Genomic DNA, 26,073 nt, shown 5'->3' on the forward strand with positions numbered 1-26,073 from the left:
CCTGTGTAGCAGGCTTCATTGGAAGCGTTCTGCATTTCACAGGATTATGTCCGGATTTCAATCGAACAGCTCTAAATGTTTTGTAACAAAGGCGTGTAATTGTGCATTCCCTTGTGATCAAGGGCAACGGGCCAGTTTCAGGCAACTATTTGTAGGCTGAAATGGCAAAAACCGCGCTGCTAGAGGTGCACGGTTTTGCCAATTACGCATGGCATCTCCGCCGAACAATACACTGGCGGGATATACTGAGCTCCGGTACGCAGTACCAGATCCGGAGCGTCGAGCCGGGTGAACCCGTCTCGTGCTCCTTTCTAGCTCAACATCGTTACCGTACGGTTATCAGAGACTTAAGCAAATCTAAACAATGCGATTTTTTTGCGTGGGCAATTGTTTACTTTGCTCCTGATTTGGAGCGCAGGTAATTGATGATGCCTGAGAAGTCTTCGGCGCCATGGCCTTCACCATCAAAAAGACTGTAAAGCTCCTGTGCATGTGCACCGAGCGGTGTTTCAGCGCCAGCGCTTTGCGCGGCTTCCTGCGAGAGCTTGAGGTCTTTCAGCATCAAAGCTGCCGCAAAACCGGGTTTATAGTCGCGGTTTGCAGGTGATGTTGGAACCGGTCCCGGAACCGGACAGTAGGTTGTCAGTGACCAGCATTGCCCCGATGATGTTGACGCCACATCGAAGAGCGCTTGGTGGGACAGGCCCAGTTTCTCAGCCAGAACAAAGGCCTCGCTGACACCGATCATCGATATGCCGAGGATCATGTTGTTGCAGATTTTCGCCGCTTGTCCTGCGCCGTCACCGCCGCAATGCACGATCTTTCCAGCCATTGGCTGCAGGATCGGCTCTCCGCGTGTGAATGCGTCGTCGCTGCCGCCAGCCATGAAAGTCAATGTCCCTGCGGAAGCGCCACCGGTGCCACCGGAAACAGGCGCATCAATGGAAAGATGTCCGTGGCTTGCGGCCAGCTCATGTGCCTTGCGTGCTGAATCTACATCGATTGTCGAGCAGTCGATGAAAAGTGAGTCTTTTCGAGCATTTGGTGCAATGTCCTTATAGACGGAGAGAACGTGCTTTCCGGCGGGCAGCATGGTGATCACCACGTCAACGTCGGCAACCGCATCCTGCGCGCTCGAGGCTATCGAGAGACCATTGGCCTTTGCCTCATCGAGATGTTGCGGCAGGAGGTCGAAGCCGCGAACGGTGTGACCGGCTTTCACAAGATTGGCGGCCATCGGGCCACCCATATTGCCAAGGCCGATAAATGCTATTGTGGCCATAAAAAAATCCTCCCTTGGCGGTTACTAATTCAGAACTAGCGTCCGATCATCTGGCGTGCGATGATCACACGCATGATCTCGTTCGTACCTTCGAGGATCTGGTGTACGCGCAGATCGCGGACAAGCTTTTCGATCCCGTATTCATGCAGATAGCCGTAGCCGCCGAAGAGCTGCAGCGCTTCGTTCGCCACATTGAAACCCGTGTCAGTGACAAAGCGCTTGGCCATTGCCGACCATTTGCCCGCATCGTGGGTTTTGCGATCAAGCTTGCTGGCAGCGGAGTAAAGAAGAAGGCGTGACGCGGAGAGTTCCGTCTCCATGTCCGCCAGGCGGAATTGCAGCGCTTGAAAACGGTCAATTGTCTGACCGAAGGCTTTGCGCTGGCTGCAATATTCCAGTGACTTGTTGAGCGCCGATTGTGCGCCGCCGAGCGAACAGGCAGCAATATTGAGCCGACCGCCGTCAAGCCCGGCCATCGCTATGCGAAACCCTGTTCCTTCTTCACCGAGAAGGTTTTCAGCCGGGACGCGACAATTGTCGAAAATGACGGTTCTTGTCGGTTGTGCGTTCCAGCCCATCTTGAATTCATTTGCACCAAACGAAAGGCCGGGTGCATCTTTTGGCACAACGATGGTGGAAATCCCCTTGGGGCCGTCCTCGCCGGTACGCACCATCGTCACATAGACATCCGTGGCGCCTGCACCGGAAATGAACTGCTTGGAACCATTGAGGATATAATGATCGCCATCGCGTGTAGCGCGTGTTCTGAGCGCCGCCGCATCCGAACCCGATCCGGGCTCGGTCAGGCAGTAGCTGGCAAGCCATTCCATTGACGTGAGCTTCGGCAGAAAGCGCAGGCGCTGTTCGTCATTGCCGAAAGTGTCGATCATCCATGCAGCCATGTTGTGGATGGAGACAAAAGCCGAGAATGAAGGGCATGCAGTTGCCAGTGCTTCAAAAATGAGCACTGCGTCGAGCCGCTTCAGCGCCGAGCCGCCCACATCTTCACGCACATAAATGCCGCCCATGCCGAGCGGTCCGGTCTCTTGCAATATGTCGACGGGGAAATGCTTGTCGCGATCCCATTGCAATGCATGCGGGGCAACGCGATCACTGGCGAAGGCTCGCGCCATATCCTGAATGGCAAGCTGATCTTCGTTCAGCTCGTACTGGTTCTGGTCGGCAGCATCCATGGTTTCCTCCCTGTAGCACCGCACCTTGTCACCGGACTAGATCATAACCGTGTGAGACTGCCAACGCTCCATTGGAATAATGTTGCTCACATTTGTAATAAACTGATGCGCATTTTTGCATAGACGCTCGCCGATTGAGGTCCCGTTGCCAGAAAGTTCAGTTTAAGCTACGCAGCAGTCCATGGCACGCGCAATCATGTTTCAGGGAACGGGTTCAGACGTCGGCAAAAGTGTTCTTGTTGCCGGATTATGCCGGGTTGCGCGCAATCGCGGCCTGAATGTTCGGCCGTTTAAGCCGCAAAACATGTCCAACAATGCGGCGGTCAGCGACGACGGCGGCGAAATTGGTCGGGCGCAGTGGCTGCAGGCGCTGGCTTGCGGTGTGTCGTCGTCTGTCCATATGAATCCGGTACTCCTCAAACCGCAGACTGACATGGGTAGTCAGGTTGTCGTGCAGGGACAAGTGCGAGGCGAGGCGCGCGGGCGCTATTATCAGGAATTGAAGCCACAACTTATGGCGGCTGTCATGGAATCTTTCGCCAAGGTCAGCGAAGGCGTGGACCTTGTGCTGGTGGAAGGGGCAGGGTCACCGGCTGAAATCAATCTCCGGGCCGGTGATATCGCCAATATGGGGTTTGCCACACAGGCCGATGTCCCGGTTGTTCTGGTCGGTGACATAGACAGAGGTGGCGTGATTGCGTCTCTCGTCGGCACGCACACTATTCTGTCCGAACAGGACCGCGCCATGGTTCGCGGATTTCTGATCAACAAGTTCCGGGGCGATATTTCGCTTTTTGATGACGGGCTGGCTGCCATTACCCGGTTTACCGGCTGGCGCTCTTTCGGCGTTGTCCCGTGGCTGAAAGCGGTATCGCGATTACCAGCCGAAGATTCTGTCGTTCTTGAGCGTGCTGTACGCGGAGACAAGAAGCCGCTTGTGGTTGCTGTGCCGATGTTGCCGCGCATCGCCAACTTCGATGATCTTGATCCGCTAAAGGCTGAACCGGATGTAGAAGTGGTCATGGTGCCGCCTGGTTCGAGCATTCCCGGCGATGCGGGCCTTGTCGTTCTGCCGGGGACAAAGTCCACGATAGCCGATATGCAGGCGGTTCGGGACAATGGCTGGGATCGCCAATTATCTGCCCACGTGAAACGAGGCGGTCATGTGCTTGGTATCTGCGGCGGGTTCCAGATGCTTGGTCGCCACATCAGCGATCCTGCTGGTATCGAGGGGCATGTACGCGACATTGATGGTCTTGGGCTGCTCGATATCGAAACGGTGATGGAACCTGAAAAAGTGGTCCGCAACGTGCAGGCGACCGCGCTTCTCCATAATGTGCCGCTGGAAGGTTATGAAATCCATATCGGACGAACGACCGGACCGGATATGGGGCGGCCTTTCGCCCGAATTGGCGAGCATGACGATGGAGCCATATCGCCAGATGGGCACATAATGGGAACTTACCTCCACGGTGTTTTCAATGCAGACGAATTTCGCCGGAGATTTCTGGAGGATCTTGGTGTGCGTAGCAGTTCAGTAAACTATCGCGCTGGCGTTGAGGCTGCATTGGATGAGCTGGCCGAAGGGCTGGACGCATGTCTCGATATCGATGCACTGTTTAACTTGAAATGAGGTCGTCAATCATCGGTCGCGATTGACGACGATGGGGCGAAAGCCTAGTGTCGAAACCATGCAACAGGTTTTTGCCGGGACGAATCCCGGCAATACCAAAAAGGGAATGCGACGGACGGACCCAATCCGGGCGTCTTTATCGCAGCCGACCCCGCGACTGTAGAGCGGAGAGGGATGAGGCAAGCCGGGCAACCGGTAACCACTGGAGGCTGTAAAGCTTCTGGGAAGGTAGTTTCAATCCCCGTGACCCGTGAGCCAGGAGACCTGCCTGCTGCGTGAGGGCATTGAGCCCGAGCCCCATGGGAGGTTTTTCCCTGCTGCCTGCACGGAGGTTGTCATGGCTGCACGTACTCAAAATTCTGTTTCCAGCACACTCGCAATGCCGCTCGCTGCTCGTCTGGGCACGGCTGTGGTTTCACTGCTTCTCGGCGCGTTCCTGATCTACGGCGTAGGGCTTGCCCATTCTGATACGTTGCACGATTCAGCGCACGATACGCGCCATTCCTATGGTTTTCCCTGCCACTGAGCAGTTTAACATCTTTCGGAATTGAAGCTGAGCAAAGCTCGATGGTGGACGGCCATCGGCGCGAAATTGCTATTGAGGGACAGAAATGTTGATCCGTTATTTGTTGGCGACGCTTGCTGCGGGGCTTCTGGCCGGGCTGCTGGTTACTCCCGCCATGTATTTGAAGACAGTGCCTTTGATCCTGCAGGCCGAAACCTATGAAGATGCTGGCGGTGGCCATAGTCACGGCGAGGCGGAAGCCACACCGCATGATCATGGCGCCGCTGCCGAAAGTGCCGAGGAAGAAGGGGCTGAACTACCATTTGGGCGGTTGGGCAATACGATCCTTGCCAATCTCGTAGCAGGTGCAGGTTTTGCCTTGCTGCTTGGTGGCGTGGCCTTGCTTCTCGGACGCCGCATTACGGTGCAGAATGGGATTTATTGGGGCGTTGCCGGTTTCTTCGCGGTCGCGTTTCTGCCTGCATTGGGTTTATCGCCGGAATTGCCGGCAATGCCTGCGGCTGATCTGGCTGAACGCCAGCTCTGGTGGCTCGCTACCGTGGTGCTAAGCGGTTTAGGCCTCTATCTCATCGTGTTGCGCCAGGAAGGCTGGGCAAAGATCCTCGGTCTGGTGCTGATCGTGGCGCCGCATCTTTACGGTGCTCCGCATCCGGAAGACATCTCGTCACCGATTCCGTCATTGCTTGCTTCGCAATATGCAGTCGCATCGCTGGCGACGAACCTGTTCATGTGGGCCGTGATCGGCCTCGCACTTGGCTGGTTCATCCAGCACTACGCATCGTCCGAGATTGAGGGCTGATGAAAATGGCTTCGCCGGGAAAATCGGTTCTGGTTCTTGGCGGAGCCCGTTCGGGTAAGTCGTCCTATGCCGAGAAAATGGTTGAGTCCTCGGGGCTTCAGCCGCTCTATCTGGCAACAGGACGTGCCTTCGACAAGGAAATGGAAAACCGCATTGCCATTCATCGTGACCGACGTGGTTCCGAATGGCAGACGGTGGAGGAGCCACTCGATCTGATCGGTGCACTGACATTGAATGCTGCTACGGATCGGTTCGTGCTGGTCGATTGCCTGACCCTGTGGTTGACCAATCTGATGATGGCCGAGCGCGATATAACGACAGAGACGGCAAGTCTTGTCGCCATGCTGCCGAATCTTGCCGGGCCTGTGGTTTTTGTTTCGAACGAAGTTGGACTTGGGATCGTGCCTGAAAATCGCATGGCACGGGAATTTCGCGATCATGCAGGCTTTCTGCATCAGGCAGTGGCCGCGATTGCGGATGAAGTTTATTTCATGGCGGCAGGGTTGCCGCTCAGGATGAAGGGATAAATCGATGCAGGGACAGAAAATTCCCGCAACAGTCATCACGGGTTTTCTCGGATCGGGCAAAACGACGATGATCCGCAACCTGTTGGAAAACGCCAATGGAAAACGCATTGCGTTGATCATCAATGAGTTCGGCGACCTCGGTGTCGATGGCGGTATTCTGAAAGGTTGCGGTATCGAGGCATGTCGTGAAGAAGATGTGATCGAGCTCAACAATGGTTGCATCTGCTGCACCGTTGCCGATGATTTCATCCCGACCATGACCAAGCTTCTGGACCGCGCTGATCGCCCCGATCATATCGTGATCGAGACGTCCGGTCTGGCCTTGCCGCAGCCGCTGGTCGCAGCTTTCAACTGGCCTGAAATCAAGACGCAGGTAACAGTCGACGGTGTAGTAACCGTGATCGACGCCGCAGCGGTGGCCGAGGGGCGTTTTGCCGATGACCACGACAAGGTGGATGCGCAGCGCGCAGCAGACGAATCTCTTGACCATGAAAGCCCCTTGGAGGAACTTTTTGAGGATCAGATTCATGCAGCCGATCTGATTGTTCTCAACAAAGCTGACCTGATCGACGCCTCAAGGCTGGATAGTGTGAAAGCCGATGTGGCCGAGCGTTCACCGCGCCGGGTGAATATGGTTCCTGCGAGCTTTGGCAAGCTTGGAGCTGACGTTCTGCTCGGCCTCGGCGTCGGCACGGAAGACGACATCGCCAACCGCAAATCCCACCATGAAATCCATCATGCGGATGGACACGAGCACGATCATGACGAGTTCGAGAGCTTCGTGGTCGAAGCGGGCTCTGTGGCCGATCCCAAGCTGTTCACGGAAAAGCTGAAAGCGGTCATTGCGAAACACGATATTCTTCGTCTGAAGGGCTTTGTCGATGTGCCGGGCAAGCCGATGCGACTGGTCGTGCAGGCGGTTGGTCCGCGTATTGAGCATTATTTCGACCGTCCATGGGGCAAGGATGAAGCGCGCTCCACGCGACTGGTTGTGATCGGGCTGCATGATATCGATGAAGCAGCCATCGCCAAGGCCGTGAAAGACGCTGTCTGACCGATGCATCTTCTTCTTGCCCAGAAAGGAACAATCAGCGACGGCAATGAAGCCGTCGATCTCGGCCAAACGCCGGGAGAGATATTGTTCCTTTCCGCTGCCGATACCGAACTGGCCAGTTTGGCGCAGGCACACAGACTTGCGCCGGATTTGCCAAGCTTGCGACTGGCGAATTTCTTGAGTCTCACCCATCCCATGTCGGTGGACGCTTATGTGGAGCGTACTGCCAGATATGCGAGCCTCATCGTGGTGCGCATCATTGGCGGCGAGACATACTGGCCTTACGGGTTAGAAGCGCTGCATGCTTGCGCACTCAATCACGGTATCAAGATTGCCGTATTGCCGGGAGACGACAAGCCGGATCATGGGCTGGACCGGTTTTCAACGATCTCTGCGCACGAGCGAAATGAACTCTGGCAGTATCTGATCGAGGGCGGGGCTGTGAATGCCGGCGCATTTCTTCAATATTGCGCCGCACTGGTTGCAGGCTCCGAAAAGCCGGAAAGTGCGGCTCCTTTGCTCAAGGCTGGTCTGTGGTGGCCGGGAGAGCATGTCTCCTCGCTGGATAGTATTCGCACGCACTGGAGCGATGCAAAAGCACCTGTCGCTGGCATTATTTTCTATCGGGCGCTGGTGCAAAGCGGACAGACGCAGCCGGTCGATGCACTGATTGCTGCTTTGCAGGCAAAAGGTCTCAATCCGCTCCCGATATTCGTTTCGAGCCTCAAGGATCGATTGTCTGCGGCGGTCGTCGACGGTCTGTTCGAGGATTGTCCGCCGGATATCGTTTTGAATGCCACGGGGTTTGCAATTTCTTCGCCGGGGGCGGAGCGCAAGCCGACTGTCCTCGACAAGCGCGGCAATATGGTGTTGCAGGTGATCTTCTCCGGCACACCGAAGGCAGTTTGGGAAACGTCACAGCAGGGCTTGTTGGCGCGCGATCTGGCGATGAATGTCGCTTTGCCCGAAGTGGACGGGCGTGTGCTTTCGCGTGCCGTATCCTTCAAGTCTGCAAAGCAGTTTGATGCGGCAGTGGAAGCGAATATCGTGACGCACGAGCCGCATGAAAACCGCGTGGGTTTTGTGGCGCAGCTCGCTGCAAACTGGGCGCGGTTGAAGCGGAAATCGCCCGATGAAAGACGTGTTGCGCTTATCCTTGCGAATTATCCGAACCGCGACGGGCGGCTCGGAAACGGGGTAGGGCTCGATACGCCAGCCGGAACGGTTGAAGTACTGCACGCCATGGCGAAGGGCGGCTATCCCGTCGCTGACCTGCCCGTGGACGGTGATGCATTGATGCGTGCGTTGACGGCAGGCCCGACCAATGCTGCGCGTGACGGACGTGAGATTCGCGAAACGATTTCACTGAATCAATACAAGGCTTTCTTCAAAAGACTTCCCATTGCGATTCAGAAAGAAATCGAAGAGCGATGGGGGGCGCCGGAAGATGACCCTTATTTTGCGCAGGAGCTTGTCGCTTTCGCATTGCCGTTGATGCGGCTGGGCGAAACTTTTGTCGGTATCCAGCCCGCACGGGGCTACAATATCGACCCGAAAGAGACTTATCACTCGCCTGATCTGGTGCCGCCGCACGGCTATATTGCCTTCTACGCTTTTCTGCGCGAGGTCGCCGGCATCGATGCCATTGTGCATATGGGCAAACATGGAAATCTGGAATGGCTGCCAGGGAAGGCGCTTGCGCTGTCCGAAAACTGCTACCCCGAGGCCGTGTTCGGTCCTACACCGCATATCTATCCTTTCATCGTGAATGATCCGGGCGAAGGCACGCAGGCCAAGCGTCGCGCCAGCGCGGTTATTATCGACCACCTGACGCCGCCGCTCACGCGCGCTGAAAGTTATGGGCCGCTGAAAGACCTTGAAGCGCTGGTGGACGAATATTACGAGGCCTCCGGCGTCGATCCGCGCCGCCTGCTCAGACTGAAAGGACAGATACTCGATCTCGTGCGCGACATCGGGCTTGATCGCGATGCGGGCATTCACGACCATGACGATGAAGACATGGCGCTGCAAAAGCTTGACGCCTATCTCTGCGATCTCAAGGAAATGCAGATACGCGACGGTCTGCATATTTTCGGATTGGCGCCTGAAGGCAGGCTGCTGACGGATCTTCTGGTTGCGCTGGCACGTGTGCCGCGTGGCGTGCCGGTTTCGCTTGGCGGCGCGCCGGGCGATCAAAGTCTCCAGCGTGCAATCGCTGCGGATTGTGGGCTTGGCGAAACATTCGATCCGCTGGACTGCAATATGGCAGAGGCGTGGACAGGCGCCAAACCGGAACTCCTGCTGGCTGCGAGCCCTGCAACATGGCGCATTGCGGGCGATACGGTGGAGCGTATCGAACTGCTGGCCGCCAGCTTTGTTGCAGGCGCGATAGAGTGCCCCGCAGACTGGCCGCAGGCGCAGGCGGTTCTCCAATCCATAGAAGAACATCTGCGCCCCATGGTGGTTTCCTGCGGGCCTTCGGAAATAGATGGATTTCTTGCCGCACTTGGCGGGCGGTTTGTGGCGCCGGGACCATCCGGTGCACCGACACGCGGCCGTCCCGATGTGCTGCCAACCGGTCGCAATTTCTTCTCTGCTGATAGTCGCGCCGTTCCCACTCCGGCAGCATGGGAACTGGGACGCAAATCGGCGGAGCTCCTGATTACCCGCTACACGCAAGATCATGGTGAATGGCCGACATCGTTCGGCCTAACCGCGTGGGGCACATCGAATATGCGCACCGGCGGCGATGATATTGCACAGGCCCTGGCGTTGATCGGCGTCAAACCGGTCTGGGATATGGCGTCACGCCGGGTGACTGGATACGAAATCGTTCCGATTGCAAAGCTTGGTCGTCCACGTGTCGATGTGACATTGCGCATTTCCGGCTTTTTCCGCGACGCGTTTCCAGAACAGATTGCATTGTTCGACAAGGCCGTGCGTGCAGTCGGCGCTCTTGATGAGGATGCCGAAGACAATCCAATCGCAGCACGCATGCGGATTGAGCAAGCGCGCCTCGTTGCAGAAGGGGCAGACGAAAAGACTGCGGAGCGGCGTGCAGGCTATCGTGTCTTCGGGGCCAAACCCGGCGCTTATGGAGCAGGCCTGCAGGCATTGATCGACGAGAACGGCTGGGCGGGACGCAACGATCTGGCGGAAGCCTGGCTTGTCTGGGGCGGTTACGCCTATGGCGCAGGCGAGGAAGGGCAGGCTGAGCGCGGCCTTCTCGAAGAACAGCTGCGTTCGGTTCAGGCTGTTGTGCAAAATCAGGACAATCGTGAGCACGACCTTCTCGATAGCGACGATTACTACCAGTTCGAAGGTGGGATGGCTGCGACCGTTGAAAGTTTGAGTGGCGCAATGCCCGCAGTTTATCATAACGACCATTCCCGCCCGGAAAAGCCAGTGATCCGTGCGCTGGAAGAAGAACTTTCGCGCGTCGTACGCGGTCGCGCAGCCAACCCCAAATGGATCGCAGGCGTCATGCGCCACGGCTATAAGGGTGCGGCAGAGATTGCGGCAACTGTCGACTATCTGTTCGCCTTCGCGGCGACTACCGGCAAGGTTGGGAACCATCATTTCGAGGCGGTCTATCAGGCTTATATCGCCGACAAGTCGGTGCATGATTTCATGGCCGAGAAAAACCCGGCAGCACTTGCCGAGACGGCAGCGAAACTCAACGATGCTATCTTGCGCGGCTTCTGGACGCCTCGCTCCAACTCTGCGCGGTTCGAGCTGGAAACATTGAGTTCAAATCTTCAAAAATTGAATCCGGAAAGGGCGGTAAATGGCTGAGAAATCGGAAAAACTTCTTTCGATGACGGAAGAGGAACTGAATGCACGCCATGCGGACAAGATGCGCAAGAAGAAAGCTGCCCGCGACAAGATTCAGGCGACAAAGACTGAAGAAAAAGGGTTGGTGATCGTCCATACCGGTAAAGGCAAGGGCAAGTCGACTGCCGGTTTCGGGATGGTTTTCCGTGCGCTGGGTCACGGAATGAAAATCGGCGTCGTGCAGTTCGTCAAAGGCTCGTGGGACACGGGTGAGCGCTGGGTGCTCGAAAAATTCCCCGAACAGGTGACTATTTCAGCGCTAGGCGAAGGCTTTACCTGGGAGACTCAAGACCGGACGCGAGATATCGCCATGGCGCGTGGGGCATGGGAACAAGCCAAAGCCATGATATTGGATGAAAGCTACGATATGGTGCTTTGTGATGAGCTGAATATCGTGCTTCGCTACGATTATCTACCGGTCGAGGAAGTGATCGAGGTTCTCGAAGCGAAGCCGGAGATGAAGCATGTCATCATTACCGGTCGCAATGCCAAGGATGAGCTGATTGAAGCGGCCGACCTCGTGACGGAGATGGAAATGATAAAGCATCCGTTCCGCTCTGGTGTGAAGGCACAGAAGGGTATTGAGTTTTGATGATTGCTAGCTGGCAATTCTGGGCACTGATGTCGGCGGTGTTTGCCGCATTGACCGCCATCTTCGCTAAGGTCGGTATTCAGGGCATCAATTCTGATTTCGCCACGCTCGTGCGCACGCTGGTCATCATTGGCGCGTTGTGCCTGTTCCTGACCGTTACCGGCCAATGGCAGAAACCCGGCGAGATTTCCGGAAAGTCGTGGCTGTTTCTGGTGCTTTCAGGTCTGGCGACCGGTGCTTCGTGGCTTGCCTATTTCCGGGCCTTGCAGATCGGGGATGCATCGCGCGTCGCGCCGATTGATAAATTGTCGGTTGTGCTGGTGGCACTGTTCGGTGCGGCATTCCTTGGCGAGCGCATGTCCACCCTCAACTGGTTTGGCATTCTGCTTATCGGCTGTGGCGTGGTGCTAGTCGCGCTTCGGGTTTAGAGCGTATCCCGAAAAGTGTGAAACGGTTTTCGGAAAAGATGCGCGATTCAAAACAAATATTTAGAGCGCCGATCTGATCCAATCAGATCGAAACGCGCTCTAAAACCCAACCCACTGGCGCAGCGGATTGGTTCCGTCCATCAAAAGGCGAACTGCCAGTGCCAGACTGACAACGATCAAAAGCGGTTTGATAATGCGTGAGCCGACCTTCATGGCGAGGCTTGCGCCAATCTGTGCACCGATAAACTGGGCGACGCCCATACAGATACCGATCTTCCAGTTGATAACGCCGACAGCGGCAAAGGTTGCAAAGCCGCCGACATTGGACGCGCAGTTGAGAAGTTTCGTATGGGCCGTAGCTTTCAGCACACCGAAACCGGCCAGTGCCACGAATGCGAGCATGAAGAACGATCCGGTTCCGGGACCAAAGAGGCCATCGTAAAATCCGATCAGCGGGACAAGCGTTACGCCGAAAAGAAACGGGCCGATACGTCGCGCACGATCAACATCGCCAAGACTCGGCTTGATGGCAAAATAAACCGCAATCGCGATGAGGAGGATTGGCAGCGCTGCACGCATGATGTCGACCGGCAGAACCGTTGCGAGTAAAGCGCCGAACACTGAGCCGATGAGCGATGCAAGTGCTTCAGGCCACTGTTCCTTGATGTTTACATGCCCTTTGCGCGCATAGGCGATGGTTGCCGATGACGAGCCGAACAAGCCTTGCAGCTTGTTCGTGCCAAGCGCTTCAACGGGTGGAACTCCGGCCAGCAACAAGGCGGGAATTGTAATCATTCCGCCACCACCGGCGATGGAATCGATGATCCCGGCGATGAATGCCGCAGCCGTCAGGAGCAGGGTAAGCGTATCGAAAAATTCAAGCATCGGGGAAGCCCAAGGGAGAGGTGGGCGCAACATAGAGCAGCTGCTTTCCTAACGCTAGTCGGACAAGGATAATCTCCGAAGAAAGCCAGTGCGTTGAGCGAGATTGTTTTCCGGTGTATCCGGCGCTATTCATTATATTCAGGCTGAAAGTTTTGAGGGGTTCCATGAGCGAGAGCATCTTTGAGCGGATTACCGCTTTTCTCAGCAAGAAGAGCGCCGTGCAGCGCGTGGCCGATGATCCGGCGCTCGCATCTGAATTGCTTTTGCTGTTGCATGTGGTGTTTGCCGATGGCGACCAGCATCCGGCTGAAATAGCGGCGTTCAAGGAAATTGCCGAAAGGAATTTCGGCATTCCGCCGGAAGAGCTTCCGGAAGTGGCCGAGTATCTCAAGGATTTCGCTTACGAGACCACAACCAAGCAAGCTGCCAACATGCTGGCCGAGATGGCGCCGGATCGCCGTTTGGCGCTGCTTAGTGACCTCGTAAAGATTGCCTGTTCCGATCACCGGCTTGACCGTTCCGAGGCAACGATGATCCAGCGCATTGCCGATACACTCGGCGTCAAGCCGGAAGAGCTGCACAAAGCACGCCAGTCGTCGCCCTGTGGGTTCTAAAAACTACAGCACAGTCCTCGGCATGGGCGGTTCGTCCGGCGTGACATTCGACGAGCTTTTGGCTTTGGCCGATCAGGTGTTGTCGCAAGGCTGCTGTTCGCGGCCTGACGCTATCGCAACGTTGAGTACCAAGTGTGGCGAGCTCGCATGGAACGAGCTTGCAGCGCACTATGAATGTGCGCTGTGTTTCTTCGATGCCGAGCGGCTGGAAAAGGAAACTCCGCGTCTCGAAAACCCATCGGAGACTGTTCTCGAGGCAGTTGGATGTCATGGTGTCGCTGAAGCGGCTGCGCTTGCTGCCACCGGTCCGAATGGCTTTCTTGTGGTCGAAAAAACCGTATCAGGCCGGGCAACTGCCGCATTGGCTGTCGCCCGGTCCCGACTTCGGATTATGCGGTAACAGTCTTACGTCGCTGAATAATGTAGGCCACGAGCGTAGCGATCGAAAGCAGAGTTGCGGTCGCTGTGATGACGGCAACATAAGCACTCTCAAAAGCCGCCGATGCCAGTGCCGTCAGAGTTTGTGCATCTGCTGGCGGTAGGGATTGAGCTGCCAGAAGTGCTTCATCCAGACTGTCGCGCACGATTGCGGGGATACCTGCGCCTTCAGGGATCACAAGGCTTGCCGTGTAGAATACGGACAGAATGCTTCCGAAAACCGTGACACCGAGAGCGTTACCGAGTTCAAAGGAAACTTCTTCAACGGAAGCTGCCATGCCTGCCTTTTCAACCGGTGCATTGGTCATGATCGCCGACGATGCACCTGTCATGGCAGCTCCCACGCCGAAGCCGAGAATCGCAAGCCCGACCAGATAGAACGATGCCGAAGTCTTGTAAGTCAGAATGTAGACAATAACGCCAAGTGCTGTGATCCCCAGCGACGACCACAGAAGCTTGCCGGTACCAAGGCGCGGCAGCATGATGCCAGCGAGCGGCCCTGCAACGAAAGCGGCCAGAGGAATAGGCAGGATTGATAATCCGGCATGCAAGGGTGTCATGCCTTCGATCAGCTGCATGCGCTGGCTGAAGACGAGTTCCATCCCCGTCATTGAACCGGACGCCACCAGAGCTGCGAAAACACCCATCGAAAACAGCTTGTTGTTGAACAGAGAGAAGTCGATCAGCGGTGCTTCGCTTGCGAGCTGCCTGCGCACGAAGATGAATGATGCGACCAACCCGATTGCCAGCGCGGCTGTAAATACAGTCATGGACGCATCGCGCTTTGCGAGTTCCTTCACGGCATAGGTGAGTGCAATCAATCCAACCATAATCTGGATCGAACCGATCAAATCCCATTTGCGCTTGGAGCCGAGCGGACGGTTTTCAAGTGTGAAGACGGAGAGTGACAGCGCAACCAGTACGACGGGTACGTTGATAAGGAAGACCGATCCCCACCAGAAATATTCCAGCAGAACGCCGCCTGCCACAGGGCCGATGGCGGCACCGCCTGATGCAATAGCCGCCCAGATGCCGATTGCAAGCGAGCGCTCCTTGTCATCGGTGAACGTCAACCGAATGATGGAGAGCGTTGCGGGCATCATCATGGCTGCGCCGCAAGCGAGAAATGCGCGAGCGGCAATAAGGAATTCCGGGTTTGGCGAGTAGGCCGCGCAAAGAGAGGCAAGTCCGAAAACTGCGAGTCCAGACATGAACATACGCTTGTGGCCGACCTTGTCGCCAAGCGTTCCTAGGCCGGGCAGGAGACCTGCAACGACGAGCGGATAGATGTTCATGATCCAGAGCTTTTCGGAAGCGCTGGCCGCGAGATCGTGGGTGAGGCGGGGTAGCGCCGTATAAAGCACCGTCATGTCCACGACGATCAGAAACAATGCGCTGGAAACAATGGTCAGAACCAGCCAGCGATTTTTCGGCAACATTGGATAGCACCTTTTCAATACGCTTGTATTCAAACTTGCGAGGAGGGCTCACTTAATATAAATCCGTCTGTATGGAAAGTGAAAATTTGCACAAAATAGGCAGGCCGCGCTCAATCGACCGTGACCATGTGCTCGATATGGCTGAAAAGCTCGTCGCCGAAGGTGGGCTGGTCGCCCTCACCATGGATGCCGTCGCACAGGCTTCTGGTGTGACCAAAGGAGGCGTTCAGTATTGCTTCGGCAATAAGGACGGGCTTTTGAAAGCGATGATCGGGCGGTGGGGCGATCGTTTCGACGCACAGGTCGACAAGAAAAAGCAAGGCCGCATGGACGCGCTTTCTCATATCGCCGCCCATATTCGCGTGACCCGCGAAAGCGATGCCGAAGACGACTCGCGCTTTGCGGCCATGATGACCAGTCTCATTCCCAACACCGAACATCTGGATGAAACCCGTCTCTGGTATCGCAAGCAATGGGATGGGCTTGATGTCTCCACACCGGAAGGGCGCAGGACTCGGCTGGCCTTCATAGCCAATGAAGGTGCATTCCTGTTGCGCAGCTTCAATTTCTTCGAACTGACGGATGAGGAATGGCAGTCGATCTTCAACGATATCGAAGAGCTTCTGCCGGAAACGGATTGACTTTCGACATCACGGAAAGTCATGTCCGCAGTTCAGGAAGGGGAAATCGTGACTGTTCATTTCATTGGAGCCGGCCCCGGCGCGGCGGACCTTATCACCGTGCGCGGTCTGCGCCTCATCGAGCAATGTCCCGTCTGCATCTATGCGGGGTCGCTGGTGCCGAAGGAGGTTGTTGCCGTAGCACCGAAGGATGTGCGTCTGGTCGACAGTTCATCGCTAACGCTGGACGAGATTATCGCTGAGATGAAAGCAGCACATGTGCAAGGCCTCGACGTTGCGCGAGTGCATTCGGGCGACCCGTCGATTTATGGCGCTATGGCCGAACAGATGCGTCGGCTGGACAGTCTAGGCATTCCATATGATGTGACGCCGGGGGTGCCAGCTTTTGCAGCCGCTGCCGCTGCCATGAAGCAGGAACTGACCATTCCCGAGGTCAATCAGACAATCATCCTGACCCGTACCTCGATGAAATCGTCTGCCATGCCTGAAGGCGAAGACCTTACCACACTCGGGCGGTCGGGTGCGACGCTGGTGATCCATCTTTCCATCCGGAACCTCAACAAAATCGAGGCCGAGCTGACACCTCTTTACGGTGCTGATTGTCCGGTGGTTATCGCCTATCGCGTTGGATGGCCTGATGAACAAATTCTACGCGGTACGCTGTCAGATATAGCGGAGAAGGTGGCTGCATTCGGGTTGAAACGTACGGCAATGATTTTTGTCGGGCGCGGACTGGACCCTAAAAGCTTTCGCGATTCAGCGCTTTACCATGAAGCGCACAACCACGCGGCGCGTTCAAAAACCTAGTGCTTTGCGGGCGAATATGATTGCCTCTTCTGGCGAGGTGACAACGTTTCTGGCCGCAACCGGTGGACGGGAAATCATCATGACCGGAAGTCCCAGTGCACAGGCAGCCTCGATTTTTGCATAGGAAATGGTGCCGCCCGAATTGCGGCTGACGATCAGCCCGATCCTGCGGCCTTCCAGAAAACGCTTCTCCGCAGCGTAATCGCCGGGTCTCGCCAGAACGATTTCGCAATCCTGTGGTAGTGCCACATCCGGTGGATCGATCATGCGGATGACGAAATGAACATCAGCGCGCTCCGCGAAAGGCGCGATGTGCTGGCGACCAAGCGCCAGAAATACACGCTCACCGGATGGGATAGCATTTACTGCCTCGGCTTCATCGGAAATATTGATCCAGCGGTCGCCCGGCTTTTCCTCCCAGGCAGGGCGCTCCAGCCTCACCAATGATATGCTGCGCTTGCCTGCCGCCTGCATTGCATTTTGCGAGATGCGTGCGGCATAGGGATGGGTCGCGTCAATGATGAGGTCTATCCGTTCTTCGTCGAGATAGGCAGCAAGACCATCAACACCTCCGAAGCCACCGCTTCGAACCGTTCCGGTCAGTTTGGCTGGATTGCTGGTACGCCCGGCAAGCGAGGTAATGGCATTGACGGGCAGCCCTGCGAAGGCCGTTGCAAGTGCCGCAGCCTCGGTCGTTCCGCCGAGAATGAGTATCTTGGGGTCAGACGCGCGCAAGGATATTCCCACTGCGATCAGTTACGATAATCTCGACTGCGACCGGCGCGCCGCGAAGGGTTTCGAGCGCGGTTTCCTTCGCCTTGAGCGCAATTGGCGTGGCTATGTCGAGCCCGATTGATTGAGTCAGTTCAAGCACTTCCAGCGCAGTGTTCGCAAAGAGAATCTGATCCTTCATGCTTTCCGGCGCGCCAGCCTTTTCGGCGATGGTCCAAAGGAAACTCTTGTCCACTTGCGACCGTGAAGAATGGAGGTCGAGCGCACCTTGCGCAAGCTTCGTCAGCTTGGCGAAACCGCCTGCGATCGTAAGTTTGTCGATAGGATGCTCGCGCAGATATTTGAGCACACCGCCAGCGAAATCGCCCATGTCGAGAATGGCAAAATCGGGCAGATCATAGAGCGCCTGCGCAGCATCCTCGGACGTCGAACCTGTCGCGCCGAGGACATGTTTCTGCCCGGCTGCGCGGGCAACGTCGATGCCGCGATGGATCGAATGTATCCAGGCTGAACAGGAAAATGGGTGGACCACACCAGTGGTGCCGAGAATGGAAATACCGCCGACGATACCGAGACGCGGGTTCCATGTCTTTTTGGCAATCTCTTCGCCGCCGGGCACCGATATCGTAATGACGATATCCGCGGGCAGGCCGTATTCGGCGCAAATCTGCTCGCAGATTTCGGTCATCATACGACGCGGGACCGGATTGATGGCAGCTTCACCCGGAGGAATCTGCAAGCCGAGCCGCGTAACTGTGCCAACGCCTTCACCTGCACGAAAGACGACGCCGGTTCCGGGTGGGGCCGGGAATACGGTCGAGATGATCGTGGCACCATGGGTCACGTCGGGATCGTCGCCGGCATCCTTGACGATGCCTGCCATCGCATAGCCATCGCCCAGCCCTTCATAGGCGAGCTGGAAATAGGGTACTTCCCCCTTGGGCAGAATTATACCGACGGGATCAGGAAATTCACCGGTAATAAGCGCCGTCAATGCCGCCTTGGTGGCAGCGGTTGCGCAGGCGCCCGTGGTCCAGCCGCGGCGGAGTTCGGCTTTTTCCTGACTTTTATTCGTTGGAGCGGTTTCGTCATTCATGGACGCCTTATAATGTATCTGATAGCTGTGCCGCCAGATAGAATAGTGGTTGATGAAAATGAACAAGGCTGAAGAAACGGCTGCATGTGTCATTGCGAGGAGCAAAGTAACCTTGCCTGCGATGGAACCCGGCCATGTCTGGCTCGTTGGGGCCGGGCCGGGCGATCCCGGTCTTTTGACGCTTCACGCTGTCAACGCCTTACAGCAGGCAGATGTCATCGTTTACGACGCGCTGGTGGATGATGCCTGCCTGTCTCTCAAGAATGCGGATGCCGCTCTGGAATATGCAGGCAAGCGCGGCGGCAAGCCTTCGCCAAAACAGCGTGATATATCCCTGCGGCTTGTTGAACTTGCAAAATCGGGAAAGAAGGTGCTGCGCCTGAAAGGCGGTGATCCGTTCGTATTTGGGCGGGGAGCAGAAGAGGCGCTGACCTTGGTAGAGCATGGCGTTCCGTTTCGCATCGTTCCCGGAGTGACTGCCGGAATTGGCGGCCTCGCCTATGCGGGTATTGCCGCTACCCATCGCGATATCAATCAATCGGTGACCTTTCTGACCGGTCACGATGCCAGCGGCTCGATACCTGACGGGATCAACTGGACTGGGATCGCCAAGTCTGCGCCGGTTATCGTCATGTATATGGCGATGAAACATATAGACCTTATCGCCGGGCGGCTGATCGAGGCCGGGCGTTCGCCGGATGAGCCTGTCGCCTTCGTGTGCAATGCAAGCCTCCCCAACCAGATCGTACTTGAAACGACATTGGCGCGGGCTGCAAAAGATGTTGAAGCGGCGGGGCTGAACCCGCCTGCAATTGTGGTCGTAGGTGAAGTGGTTCGTCTGCGCGCCGGGCTGGATTGGATGGGTGCGTTGAACGGTAAAATCCTGTCCAGCGATCCGCTTGCCAGACGAAATCAAAATGAGGGAGTGAGAAGCGCATGAAGGGGTTCATGATAGCAGCGCCGGCTTCCGGGTCTGGCAAGACAACGGTAACGCTGGGTTTGCTGCGCGCCCTGAAACGGCGGGGAGAAGCGCTTGCGCCGGTCAAGGCCGGTCCCGACTATATCGACCCCGCCTACCACAAGGCTGCAAGCGGGGTGGATTGCTTCAATCTGGACCCTTGGGCGATGCGCCCTGAACTTATCAGTGCACTGTCCTCCCGCATGACGGAAAGTGGTGCCAAGCTATTGGTTGCCGAGGGCATGATGGGGCTCTTTGACGGAGCGATGGACGGCAAAGGTTCATCTGCCGATCTTGCCCGGCTTCTCGATCTGCCGGTGGTGCTGGTGGTGGATTGTGCCCGGCAATCACATTCCATTGCCGCTCTTGTCTGGGGTTTCAGCCAGTTTCGCAAGGATGTGCTGATTGCGGGCATCATCCTCAATCGCGTTGGCAGCTCCCGGCATGAGGCTATGTTACGCGGCGCATTGGAGCCGCTCCGTATTCCGGTTCTTGGTGCATTGCCCCGCGATACTGCTCTTTCCTTGCCGGAAAGGCACCTGGGGCTGGTGCAGGCGGGCGAGCACTCTGATCTTGAGAGCTTTCTCGAACACGCTGCAGATGCAATGGAAACGCATATCGATCTCGATGCTTTGCAAACGATCTGGTCGCGACCGAAGCGCTTCGATGCGATGGCCAATGTGCCGCGCTTGAAGCCGCTGGGCAACCACATTGCCGTTGCCCGCGATGACGCATTTGCCTTTGCCTATGCGCATTTGTTTGAAGGCTGGCGCAGGCGAGGGGTGGAGATTTCATTCTTCTCACCGCTCGACGATGAGTCTCCGAGACAGGATGCCGATGCAATCTATCTGCCGGGCGGCTATCCTGAATTGCATGCAGGGCGTTTGGCGCAGGCAGGACGTTTTGAGGCGGGCATGCGCGAAGCTGCAGCCCGTGGGGTAACAGTTTACGGCGAATGTGGCGGCTACATGGTTCTCGGCGAAAGCTTGCAGGATGCAGAGGGTGTCATACACCCGATGCTGGATCTTCTGCCGCTAGAAACGAGCTTTGCAAAAAGAAAGCTGCATCTCGGCTACCGCATGCTGGAACCGCTTGCAGGTGCGCCTTGGACCGAGACATTGAAGGCGCATGAGTTTCACTATGCCAGCATCGTGCGTGAAGGAAAGGCTGATCGTCTTTTCCGTGTGCGTGATGCTGTCGGCGACGATGTTGGCGAGGCAGGCCTGAGAGTCGGCTCCGTTTCAGGCTCGTTCATGCATGTCATCGATTTTTGCGGAGAGAAAGCTTGAGTGCAGAAATCGAGCATGGCGGCGCGCTCGACAAGGCCGTCGCGCGTTTTGGTGGCAGGCCGCAAGACTGGCTCGACCTTTCGACGGGCATCAATCCAGAGCATTTTCCGCTTCCCGAACTGACACCTGAAATCTGGAACCGTCTGCCTGATGAAGGATTGTTACAGGAAACGTTGCGACTGGCCCGCAGCTATTATCGGCTGAACGAGAAAGCACCGATCGTTGCAGCGCCGGGCACGCAGGCTTTGATCCAGCTCGTTCCAACGCTGATCGCGCCGTCGACGGTAGCCATCCTCGGACCGACCTATCAGGAACACGCTGCTTCGTTCGCCGCTTCCGGCTGGAAGGTTGTGCAATGTGTGACGCTTGATGAAATTCCGAGTGAGGCAACAGCGGCAGTCATCGTTAATCCGAACAATCCAGACGGTCGCGTGATTTCGAAAGAGGCTCTCCTGCAACTTGCACAGAAACTCGGTGCTCGCGGGGGCTTTCTGGTTGTTGATGAGGCGTTCGCCGACGCGCATGAGGCCGTCACCATTGCGGCAAATGCAGAAGATGCACCGATGATCGTGCTGAAATCCTTCGGCAAGTTTTTCGGGCTTGCTGGCGTTCGTCTGGGCTTTGCAATTACAGGCGGTCGTTTTGTTGAAGCGTTGGAGCGGCGGCTTGGACCATGGGCGGTTTCTGGCCCGGCACTGGCAATCGCCAATCATGCTTTCAGCGATGCCGGAACGCTTGCGGATTATCGCACACGTATTGATCTGCGGCGGGCGGAATTGTCGGCTGTTCTGGACAAAAGCGGTCTGAGGGAAATTGGCGGCACGGCGTTGTTTTCTCTCGTCGAACACGCGGATGCAATCGGGATTTACACCAGATTGTGCGAGAGACATATTCTGATCCGGAAATTCGATTACGCCCCGCGCTGGTTGCGCATTGGTTTGCCTTTGGATGATGTGGCGCTTGCGCGGTTCGAAAAGGCGTTGAAATTTTGATTCAGTTTTTCTGGTCAAGCTCATGGAAATAAAGCTGATTATTCTTTCGCTGGCGCTTCTTCTGGATCGCTTTGTCGGCGACCCGCCGCAGCTATGGCAGAAGGTGCCGCACCCCGTCGTCCTGTTCGGGAAAGCAATTTCGTGGGGCGAAAAGCGCTGGAACAATCGCAATCTCTCTGCCTCGGTGCTTCGCCGAAACGGCATGTGGCTGACGATCGGGCTGGTGATGGCCTGTGTGGTTCTGGGGCTCATCCTTGAACTCTCGTTACCCTTCGCCGGGACTGCCGGTGCAGTTGCCGAAATCCTGATCGTGACGGTGCTGCTTGCACAGAAAAGCATTGCCGATCATGTGCAGGCGGTCGCACTGGCATTGCGTGAGGAAGGGATCGAAGGCGGTCGTCGGGCTGTGTCGATGATCGTCGGGCGCAATCCCGAACATCTCGATGAAGGCGGTGTCAGTCGTGCAGCGATAGAAAGCCTCGCGGAAAACGCTTCAGATGGTATCGTTGCACCTGCGTTCTGGTTTCTGGTCGGTGGGCTACCCGGTTTGTTCGCCTACAAGCTGATCAATACCGCTGATTCCATGATCGGCCATCTGAATGATCGCTATCGTGACTTTGGTCGTTTTGCCGCAAAGCTGGACGATGTCGCTAATTATATCCCAGCCAGACTGACCGGACTGCTCGCCTCCCTTGCCACCGCGATCACGAAAGACAGGCTTTCAGGCAAAGAAGCGTTTTCCGTCATGCGCCGTGATGCACGTCTGCATCGCTCGCCCAATGCTGGCTGGCCGGAATCGGCTTTTGCAGGCGGGCTGGGGCTGGCGCTTGCCGGTCCGCGCCAATATGGGGCGGAGAAAGTCGAAGGGCCGATGCTGAATGCATCCGGCAAGCGCGACGCCAACGCTGATGATATCGATGCCGCGCTTCATCTTTTCTGGTCGACGATGAGCCTGATGACCGGACTGGTGATTGCTGCGAGCCTGATTGGGCTACTTGTCGGCTAGCACGAACCGCTTGCCATCGAAACGTTGCAGGCGGTTCGGGTTGTCGGTTCGGACACCATTGCCATCGAACTTGATCGAGCCAAGAACGGTTTCAAAGGAATTATTGCGGAGTGTGTCGATAATCGGCAGCTTCTGCTCGTCGGCACGCTTGATCACATCCGCAGGGATTTCCGCACTGGCATAACCAATGATTGCATAGGCGTCTGCAAGTTTCCCGGCCTGACGCAATGCATCGATTGCTGGCTTTGCCGTCGAGAGTTCCTGCGGACGGAGCGGGGCAATCATCAACGTGCCTTGACTTAAGGGCTGTGTGCCAGGTGCTGCGTCAAGAAGGCTGCCGCCAGCAATCGTCAGGGAATAGTTGAGCGCGGCAGCGCTTGCGCCTATAGCGGCGATATCGTCGCGCTCACCGCCGACATAAACATGGGTAGCGCCTGCGCGCCGCAACCGGGCGACCAGAGCATTCTGGTTATCGAGACCCGGTCGGTAGGTGTCTGTGAAAACCGGCTGTAGTTGTTGCTCTTTAAGGCTGGCTAAAACGCGTGCAGCTCGTTCACGTCCTTCGATGGTGCCATCATCGATGATTGCGAAAGATTGCGCGCGCCAAAGGCTGCCAAGGAAGCTCCCGGTTGCCTGCGTTTCCTTGTCTAGGCCGGTTGCAAGACGGAATACCGCCATCGGCGCGGGCGCACGTCTTTCAGTTAGCGTGGCTTCGCTGACGCCTGATGTCACAACAGGTATGTTGCCGGCTGCGAGAACCGGAAGTGCTGCTTCAAGTGCTTCCGGGCACAGAAAGCCGGTGACGACCCGGACGTTTTCCTTGACGAAGCGTTCTGCGGCTTCCTTGCCGCCTTCAGCATCGCAGCGATCATCGAAAATAACAAGTTCTGCGCCTTTTGCCGTGGCGGCTACACGAGCGCCTTCCGCCAGCTGATTGCCCAATGGAGCGAACGTTCCGGACAGCGGTGCTGCGAGCCCGACGCGCATATCCTCCGCCTGCGCCAGTACTGAACTGGCCAGCAGTATAAGGATGATACTTGTCAGTACTGCGGTCGGACGTTTCCCAAGCTCGATCACGTGATCCGTCTTCATTAAACAATTCGTGGCATTTTCAACGAAAAGTGGGTAGCTGTTTCCTGGCCTTTGTGCAATGCCCGTTATGTGGGGCCCTTATTTGGGCTCGTTATGCGGGCTTGTTACCAAGGTAGCTGGCTTCAGATAACATGCCATAGGGCGAGACGGATTCTGTTGGACGTGCAAACGATTAAGAACATCATTTCAAGTGCAGCTTCGGTGGAATCCAAGTCCTATCGGGATGCCATGAGCCATTACGCCGGCGCAGTACAGATCGTCACGACTGCCGGTAGTGCGGGAAGGCGTGGTCTGACGCTGACGGCGGCCTGTTCGGTTTCGGATAATCCGCCGACGATCCTAATTTGCCTGCAAAAGATTCATGAAGAAAACCGGCTGTTCATCGAAAACGGCGTGTTCGCCGTCAACACGCTCGCGGGGTCGCACCAACAGCTCGCAGACGCTTTTTCGGGCCGTATCGGCCTGACCCAGGATGAGCGGTTCGAACTGGCGCGCTGGGATGTTCAGGTGACCGGAGCACCCATATTGCAGGGTGCACTTGCTGCTTTCGATTGCCGGGTGGTCAGCGTGCAGGATCACTCCACGCATCACGTCCTTTTCGGGGAAGTCGTGGGCCTGCGGTCCAAAGCCGAGGACGAGGCGCTGGTCTATCTCAACAGGCGCTATCATACGCTGGAGCTGTAATCCGATGAGCCATAGAATGTTGAAGCATGGAATAGGTGGCCTGTTTGGGGCATTGTTTCTGTTTTCAACTGTGATGGCATCCGGGGCAGCGTCTTTGCCGCCATACAAGGACGATTATTTCGCCTATCCCGGCATTATCAGCAGCGCTGACAATGATGATTACAAGGTTATCGATTACAACGAGATGCGCGATATCAACGGGCGCGATGCGGTGCCTGAAAAGCGCGTGAAAGATGCCTATGTCTCGCTGAAGGCGCGCGCTTACCAGAAGGACGTTACCTTTCAGACTGCTGCCGGGCCGGTGAAGGCCATGACAGCAGGCAGGCGCGAAGGCGCGTCCTTTATCGTCATCTACCTGCATGGTAGGGGCGGTAATCGCCTGCAAGGTATGAATGATTTTACCTTTGGCGGCAATTTCAACCGTGTGAAGAATCTCGCGGCACTGAATGGCGGTCTCTATATCACGCCGGATTTCAAGGATTTTGCCGATGCGGGTGAGGCGCAGATTGCCGGATTGATCGAAGCAGCCAAGGCATCATCACCGAGCGCTCCGTTGATCCTGTCCTGCGGCTCGCAAGGCGGAACACTATGCTGGCGCATAGCGGCTAATGAAAAGGCGGGGAACCAGCTCGCAGGACTTATTCTGCTCGGCTCGCTTTGGGATGACGGATTTTTCAAGTCACCCGCATTCAAGAAACGTGTGCCGATCTTCTTCGGACATGGCAGCCGTGATCCGGTTTTTGCAATCGACAAGCAGGAAGCCTTCTATCGCGAGATAAGCAAGCGCGCGCCGGGTTATCCGGTCCAGTTCCGGCGTTTCGAAAGTGGTAATCACGGCACGCCGATCCGCATGTCCGACTGGCGCGAGATGCTGAACTGGATTCTAGCAAAACAGTGATGCCAGACTGTGGATGCGAATCGAAATTCTGGCAATGTGACCTTCCTGCCACTCGACAATCGAGCAAAACCGAATAGTTATCGAACTTAAAATTTTACCTACTCAGCAGATCCTATGAGGTAGATCATGTACGGACGCGCCCGCACCGGAGCCCGTTTTCTAGCCATTGCCATGTTGGCCCCGCTTGCCGCTGCCTGCACGACGACTGTACCAACCACGACGGCGACGCCGGGCAAGACCGATGCCCCGATCAGCGCGCCGACGATTTCGATGCCTCGCTTCACGCCGACAGCTTATGTCGATCCGGCGCTCGCGCAGCCGTGCATCACTGCCGCTGCCAACAAGTATTTCCTGCCGGAACACGCTATCTCTGCCATCAACTCCCGTCCGGGTGCAGCAGGCGGCACCGATGTCGATCTCAAGGTCGATCTGCGTACCGCTGTTTGCCAGCTGACCGCCAAGGGCGGTGTGCGCGCTGTTATCGATACGTCGCCGAAGAGCGCCGATCAGGTTGCAGCTGAAGCGGCAGCAGCCAAGGCCGATGCAGCCGCCGCTGCCCAGCCGAAAAAGGCTAAGGCGAAGAAGAACTGATTCAACAATCAGGGATAACACATGAAAAAGGCAGGGTTTTCCC

The 26,073-nt window shown here is 56.5% G+C and carries 26 protein-coding genes and 1 riboswitch; of the genes, 19 read left to right on the top strand and 7 right to left on the bottom strand.

Features of this window, described 5'->3' with window-relative positions; translation table 11 throughout:
* Positions 1-391: 391 nt before the first annotated feature.
* Together mmsB and FG152_RS19170 are read right to left on the bottom strand one after the other, a co-directional pair.
* Positions 392-1,282 carry a 3-hydroxyisobutyrate dehydrogenase gene (gene mmsB / locus FG152_RS19165; protein WP_010659832.1) on the bottom strand — a complete coding sequence of 297 codons (891 nt, stop codon included), beginning with the start codon at positions 1,280-1,282 and terminating at the stop codon, positions 392-394.
* Between the two features lie 35 nt (positions 1,283-1,317).
* Entirely contained in the window at positions 1,318-2,475 is a 1,158-nt protein-coding gene (locus FG152_RS19170) for an isobutyryl-CoA dehydrogenase (protein WP_010659833.1), read from the bottom strand.
* Positions 2,476-2,656: 181 nt separating this feature from the next.
* Between FG152_RS19170 and FG152_RS19175 the strand changes: the two genes are divergently transcribed.
* From FG152_RS19175 to FG152_RS19210, 8 genes are all read left to right on the top strand, one after another.
* On the top strand, positions 2,657-4,108 hold the full coding sequence (locus FG152_RS19175) for a cobyric acid synthase (RefSeq protein ID WP_036579691.1): 1,452 nt from the start codon (positions 2,657-2,659) through the stop codon (positions 4,106-4,108).
* Between the two features lie 48 nt (positions 4,109-4,156).
* Positions 4,157-4,394: riboswitch (cobalamin riboswitch) on the top strand.
* A gap of 51 nt (positions 4,395-4,445) precedes the next feature.
* The gene (locus tag FG152_RS19180) at positions 4,446-4,634 is read left to right on the top strand and encodes a CbtB domain-containing protein (RefSeq protein WP_006467114.1); all 189 of its coding nucleotides are present in this window, start codon (positions 4,446-4,448) and stop codon (positions 4,632-4,634) included.
* 85 nt (positions 4,635-4,719) lie between these two features.
* A complete protein-coding gene (locus tag FG152_RS19185) occupies positions 4,720-5,433 on the top strand; it encodes a CbtA family protein (protein ID WP_010659835.1) in 714 nt (237 codons plus the stop codon).
* A gap of 5 nt (positions 5,434-5,438) precedes the next feature.
* A complete protein-coding gene (gene cobU, locus FG152_RS19190) occupies positions 5,439-5,960 on the top strand; it encodes a bifunctional adenosylcobinamide kinase/adenosylcobinamide-phosphate guanylyltransferase (protein WP_010659836.1) in 522 nt (173 codons plus the stop codon).
* Between the two features lie 4 nt (positions 5,961-5,964).
* Positions 5,965-7,014, top strand: a complete 1,050-nt coding sequence (cobW, locus tag FG152_RS19195) for a cobalamin biosynthesis protein CobW (protein WP_010659837.1) — start codon at positions 5,965-5,967, stop codon at positions 7,012-7,014.
* Between the two features lie 3 nt (positions 7,015-7,017).
* The gene (gene cobN, locus FG152_RS19200) at positions 7,018-10,809 is read left to right on the top strand and encodes a cobaltochelatase subunit CobN (protein WP_010659838.1); all 3,792 of its coding nucleotides are present in this window, start codon (positions 7,018-7,020) and stop codon (positions 10,807-10,809) included.
* Positions 10,802-11,440, top strand: a complete 639-nt coding sequence (gene cobO / locus FG152_RS19205; RefSeq protein WP_010659839.1) for a cob(I)yrinic acid a,c-diamide adenosyltransferase — start codon at positions 10,802-10,804, stop codon at positions 11,438-11,440. The genes cobN and cobO overlap by 8 nt, the downstream gene beginning before the upstream one ends.
* Positions 11,440-11,868 (top strand): EamA family transporter, encoded by a 429-nt coding sequence (locus tag FG152_RS19210; RefSeq protein WP_010659840.1) that lies wholly within the window; start codon positions 11,440-11,442, stop codon positions 11,866-11,868. Before cobO ends, FG152_RS19210 begins: the two co-directional genes overlap by 1 nt.
* Before the next feature lie 99 nt (positions 11,869-11,967).
* Here the strand turns inward: FG152_RS19210 and FG152_RS19215 are convergent, their stop codons facing one another.
* A complete protein-coding gene (locus FG152_RS19215; protein ID WP_029928915.1) occupies positions 11,968-12,753 on the bottom strand; it encodes a TSUP family transporter in 786 nt (261 codons plus the stop codon).
* Between the two features lie 164 nt (positions 12,754-12,917).
* On the opposite strand from FG152_RS19215, the gene FG152_RS19220 reads away from it, so the two are divergent.
* Positions 12,918-13,367 (top strand): tellurite resistance TerB family protein, encoded by a 450-nt coding sequence (locus tag FG152_RS19220; RefSeq protein ID WP_010659842.1) that lies wholly within the window; start codon positions 12,918-12,920, stop codon positions 13,365-13,367.
* 22 nt (positions 13,368-13,389) lie between these two features.
* Positions 13,390-13,767 (top strand): cobalamin biosynthesis protein, encoded by a 378-nt coding sequence (locus FG152_RS19225; RefSeq protein WP_010659843.1) that lies wholly within the window; start codon positions 13,390-13,392, stop codon positions 13,765-13,767.
* On the opposite strand, the gene FG152_RS19230 is transcribed toward FG152_RS19225, so the two are convergent.
* Positions 13,757-15,244: an MFS transporter gene (locus FG152_RS19230; protein ID WP_010659844.1), complete on the bottom strand. Its 1,488-nt coding sequence runs from the start codon at positions 15,242-15,244 to the stop codon at positions 13,757-13,759. The genes FG152_RS19225 and FG152_RS19230 overlap by 11 nt on opposite strands.
* A gap of 86 nt (positions 15,245-15,330) precedes the next feature.
* Here FG152_RS19230 and FG152_RS19235 point away from each other — a divergent pair, with 86 nt between their 5' ends.
* The gene (locus FG152_RS19235; RefSeq protein ID WP_010659845.1) at positions 15,331-15,885 is read left to right on the top strand and encodes a TetR/AcrR family transcriptional regulator; all 555 of its coding nucleotides are present in this window, start codon (positions 15,331-15,333) and stop codon (positions 15,883-15,885) included.
* 48 nt (positions 15,886-15,933) lie between these two features.
* The gene (gene cobM, locus FG152_RS19240; RefSeq protein WP_010659846.1) at positions 15,934-16,692 is read left to right on the top strand and encodes a precorrin-4 C(11)-methyltransferase; all 759 of its coding nucleotides are present in this window, start codon (positions 15,934-15,936) and stop codon (positions 16,690-16,692) included.
* Here cobM and FG152_RS19245 read toward each other — a convergent pair.
* Together FG152_RS19245 and FG152_RS19250 are read right to left on the bottom strand one after the other, a co-directional pair.
* Entirely contained in the window at positions 16,681-17,427 is a 747-nt protein-coding gene (locus tag FG152_RS19245; protein ID WP_010659847.1) for a cobalt-precorrin-6A reductase, read from the bottom strand. The genes cobM and FG152_RS19245 overlap by 12 nt on opposite strands.
* Positions 17,414-18,520, bottom strand: coding sequence for a cobalt-precorrin-5B (C(1))-methyltransferase (locus FG152_RS19250; RefSeq protein ID WP_010659848.1), 1,107 nt, complete (start codon positions 18,518-18,520; stop codon positions 17,414-17,416). The genes FG152_RS19245 and FG152_RS19250 overlap by 14 nt, the downstream gene beginning before the upstream one ends.
* A gap of 58 nt (positions 18,521-18,578) precedes the next feature.
* On the opposite strand from FG152_RS19250, the gene cobA reads away from it, so the two are divergent.
* The 4 genes from cobA to cbiB are packed head-to-tail and all read left to right on the top strand — an operon-like array spanning position 18,579 to position 22,765.
* Positions 18,579-19,460 carry a uroporphyrinogen-III C-methyltransferase gene (gene cobA, locus FG152_RS19255; RefSeq protein ID WP_036579711.1) on the top strand — a complete coding sequence of 294 codons (882 nt, stop codon included), beginning with the start codon at positions 18,579-18,581 and terminating at the stop codon, positions 19,458-19,460.
* The gene (locus tag FG152_RS19260) at positions 19,457-20,767 is read left to right on the top strand and encodes a cobyrinic acid a,c-diamide synthase CobB (RefSeq protein ID WP_010659850.1); all 1,311 of its coding nucleotides are present in this window, start codon (positions 19,457-19,459) and stop codon (positions 20,765-20,767) included. The genes cobA and FG152_RS19260 overlap by 4 nt, the downstream gene beginning before the upstream one ends.
* Positions 20,764-21,759 (top strand): threonine-phosphate decarboxylase CobD, encoded by a 996-nt coding sequence (gene cobD / locus FG152_RS19265; protein WP_010659851.1) that lies wholly within the window; start codon positions 20,764-20,766, stop codon positions 21,757-21,759. The genes FG152_RS19260 and cobD overlap by 4 nt, the downstream gene beginning before the upstream one ends.
* Before the next feature lie 22 nt (positions 21,760-21,781).
* Positions 21,782-22,765 carry an adenosylcobinamide-phosphate synthase CbiB gene (cbiB, locus tag FG152_RS19270; protein WP_498988002.1) on the top strand — a complete coding sequence of 328 codons (984 nt, stop codon included), beginning with the start codon at positions 21,782-21,784 and terminating at the stop codon, positions 22,763-22,765.
* Here cbiB and FG152_RS19275 read toward each other — a convergent pair.
* The gene (locus FG152_RS19275; protein WP_010659853.1) at positions 22,751-23,842 is read right to left on the bottom strand and encodes a branched-chain amino acid ABC transporter substrate-binding protein; all 1,092 of its coding nucleotides are present in this window, start codon (positions 23,840-23,842) and stop codon (positions 22,751-22,753) included. The genes cbiB and FG152_RS19275 overlap by 15 nt on opposite strands.
* A 177-nt stretch (positions 23,843-24,019) precedes the next feature.
* On the opposite strand from FG152_RS19275, the gene FG152_RS19280 reads away from it, so the two are divergent.
* The 3 genes from FG152_RS19280 to FG152_RS19290 all read left to right on the top strand — a co-directional run bounded on the left by FG152_RS19280 (position 24,020) and on the right by FG152_RS19290 (position 26,030).
* On the top strand, positions 24,020-24,541 hold the full coding sequence (locus FG152_RS19280) for a flavin reductase (protein WP_010659854.1): 522 nt from the start codon (positions 24,020-24,022) through the stop codon (positions 24,539-24,541).
* A gap of 4 nt (positions 24,542-24,545) precedes the next feature.
* Positions 24,546-25,439, top strand: coding sequence for an alpha/beta hydrolase (locus FG152_RS19285; RefSeq protein WP_105529070.1), 894 nt, complete (start codon positions 24,546-24,548; stop codon positions 25,437-25,439).
* 126 nt (positions 25,440-25,565) lie between these two features.
* Positions 25,566-26,030 (top strand): hypothetical protein, encoded by a 465-nt coding sequence (locus tag FG152_RS19290; RefSeq protein WP_010659856.1) that lies wholly within the window; start codon positions 25,566-25,568, stop codon positions 26,028-26,030.
* The last annotated feature ends 43 nt before the right edge of the window (positions 26,031-26,073 follow it).

This window comes from Ochrobactrum sp. XJ1, from assembly GCF_024701725.1.
GTDB classification, from domain to species: Bacteria; Pseudomonadota; Alphaproteobacteria; order Rhizobiales; family Rhizobiaceae; genus Brucella; species Brucella anthropi.

Coding starts and splice junctions, on each gene's coding strand:
- FG152_RS19260 (WP_010659850.1), top strand. CDS start 19,457: ATGAAGGGGTTCATGATAGCAGCGCCGGCTTCCGGGTCTGGCAAGACA.
- FG152_RS19175 (WP_036579691.1), top strand. CDS start 2,657: ATGGCACGCGCAATCATGTTTCAGGGAACGGGTTCAGACGTCGGCAAA.
- cobW (WP_010659837.1), top strand. CDS start 5,965: ATGCAGGGACAGAAAATTCCCGCAACAGTCATCACGGGTTTTCTCGGA.
- FG152_RS19225 (WP_010659843.1), top strand. CDS start 13,390: ATGGGCGGTTCGTCCGGCGTGACATTCGACGAGCTTTTGGCTTTGGCC.
- cobN (WP_010659838.1), top strand. CDS start 7,018: ATGCATCTTCTTCTTGCCCAGAAAGGAACAATCAGCGACGGCAATGAA.
- cobA (WP_036579711.1), top strand. CDS start 18,579: ATGAACAAGGCTGAAGAAACGGCTGCATGTGTCATTGCGAGGAGCAAA.
- FG152_RS19250 (WP_010659848.1), bottom strand. CDS start 18,520: ATGAATGACGAAACCGCTCCAACGAATAAAAGTCAGGAAAAAGCCGAA.
- FG152_RS19285 (WP_105529070.1), top strand. CDS start 24,546: ATGAGCCATAGAATGTTGAAGCATGGAATAGGTGGCCTGTTTGGGGCA.
- cobO (WP_010659839.1), top strand. CDS start 10,802: ATGGCTGAGAAATCGGAAAAACTTCTTTCGATGACGGAAGAGGAACTG.
- FG152_RS19215 (WP_029928915.1), bottom strand. CDS start 12,753: ATGCTTGAATTTTTCGATACGCTTACCCTGCTCCTGACGGCTGCGGCA.
- cobU (WP_010659836.1), top strand. CDS start 5,439: ATGGCTTCGCCGGGAAAATCGGTTCTGGTTCTTGGCGGAGCCCGTTCG.
- FG152_RS19230 (WP_010659844.1), bottom strand. CDS start 15,244: ATGTTGCCGAAAAATCGCTGGCTGGTTCTGACCATTGTTTCCAGCGCA.
- mmsB (WP_010659832.1), bottom strand. CDS start 1,282: ATGGCCACAATAGCATTTATCGGCCTTGGCAATATGGGTGGCCCGATG.
- FG152_RS19185 (WP_010659835.1), top strand. CDS start 4,720: ATGTTGATCCGTTATTTGTTGGCGACGCTTGCTGCGGGGCTTCTGGCC.
- FG152_RS19170 (WP_010659833.1), bottom strand. CDS start 2,475: ATGGATGCTGCCGACCAGAACCAGTACGAGCTGAACGAAGATCAGCTT.
- FG152_RS19210 (WP_010659840.1), top strand. CDS start 11,440: ATGATTGCTAGCTGGCAATTCTGGGCACTGATGTCGGCGGTGTTTGCC.
- FG152_RS19220 (WP_010659842.1), top strand. CDS start 12,918: ATGAGCGAGAGCATCTTTGAGCGGATTACCGCTTTTCTCAGCAAGAAG.
- FG152_RS19290 (WP_010659856.1), top strand. CDS start 25,566: ATGTACGGACGCGCCCGCACCGGAGCCCGTTTTCTAGCCATTGCCATG.
- FG152_RS19180 (WP_006467114.1), top strand. CDS start 4,446: ATGGCTGCACGTACTCAAAATTCTGTTTCCAGCACACTCGCAATGCCG.
- cbiB (WP_498988002.1), top strand. CDS start 21,782: ATGGAAATAAAGCTGATTATTCTTTCGCTGGCGCTTCTTCTGGATCGC.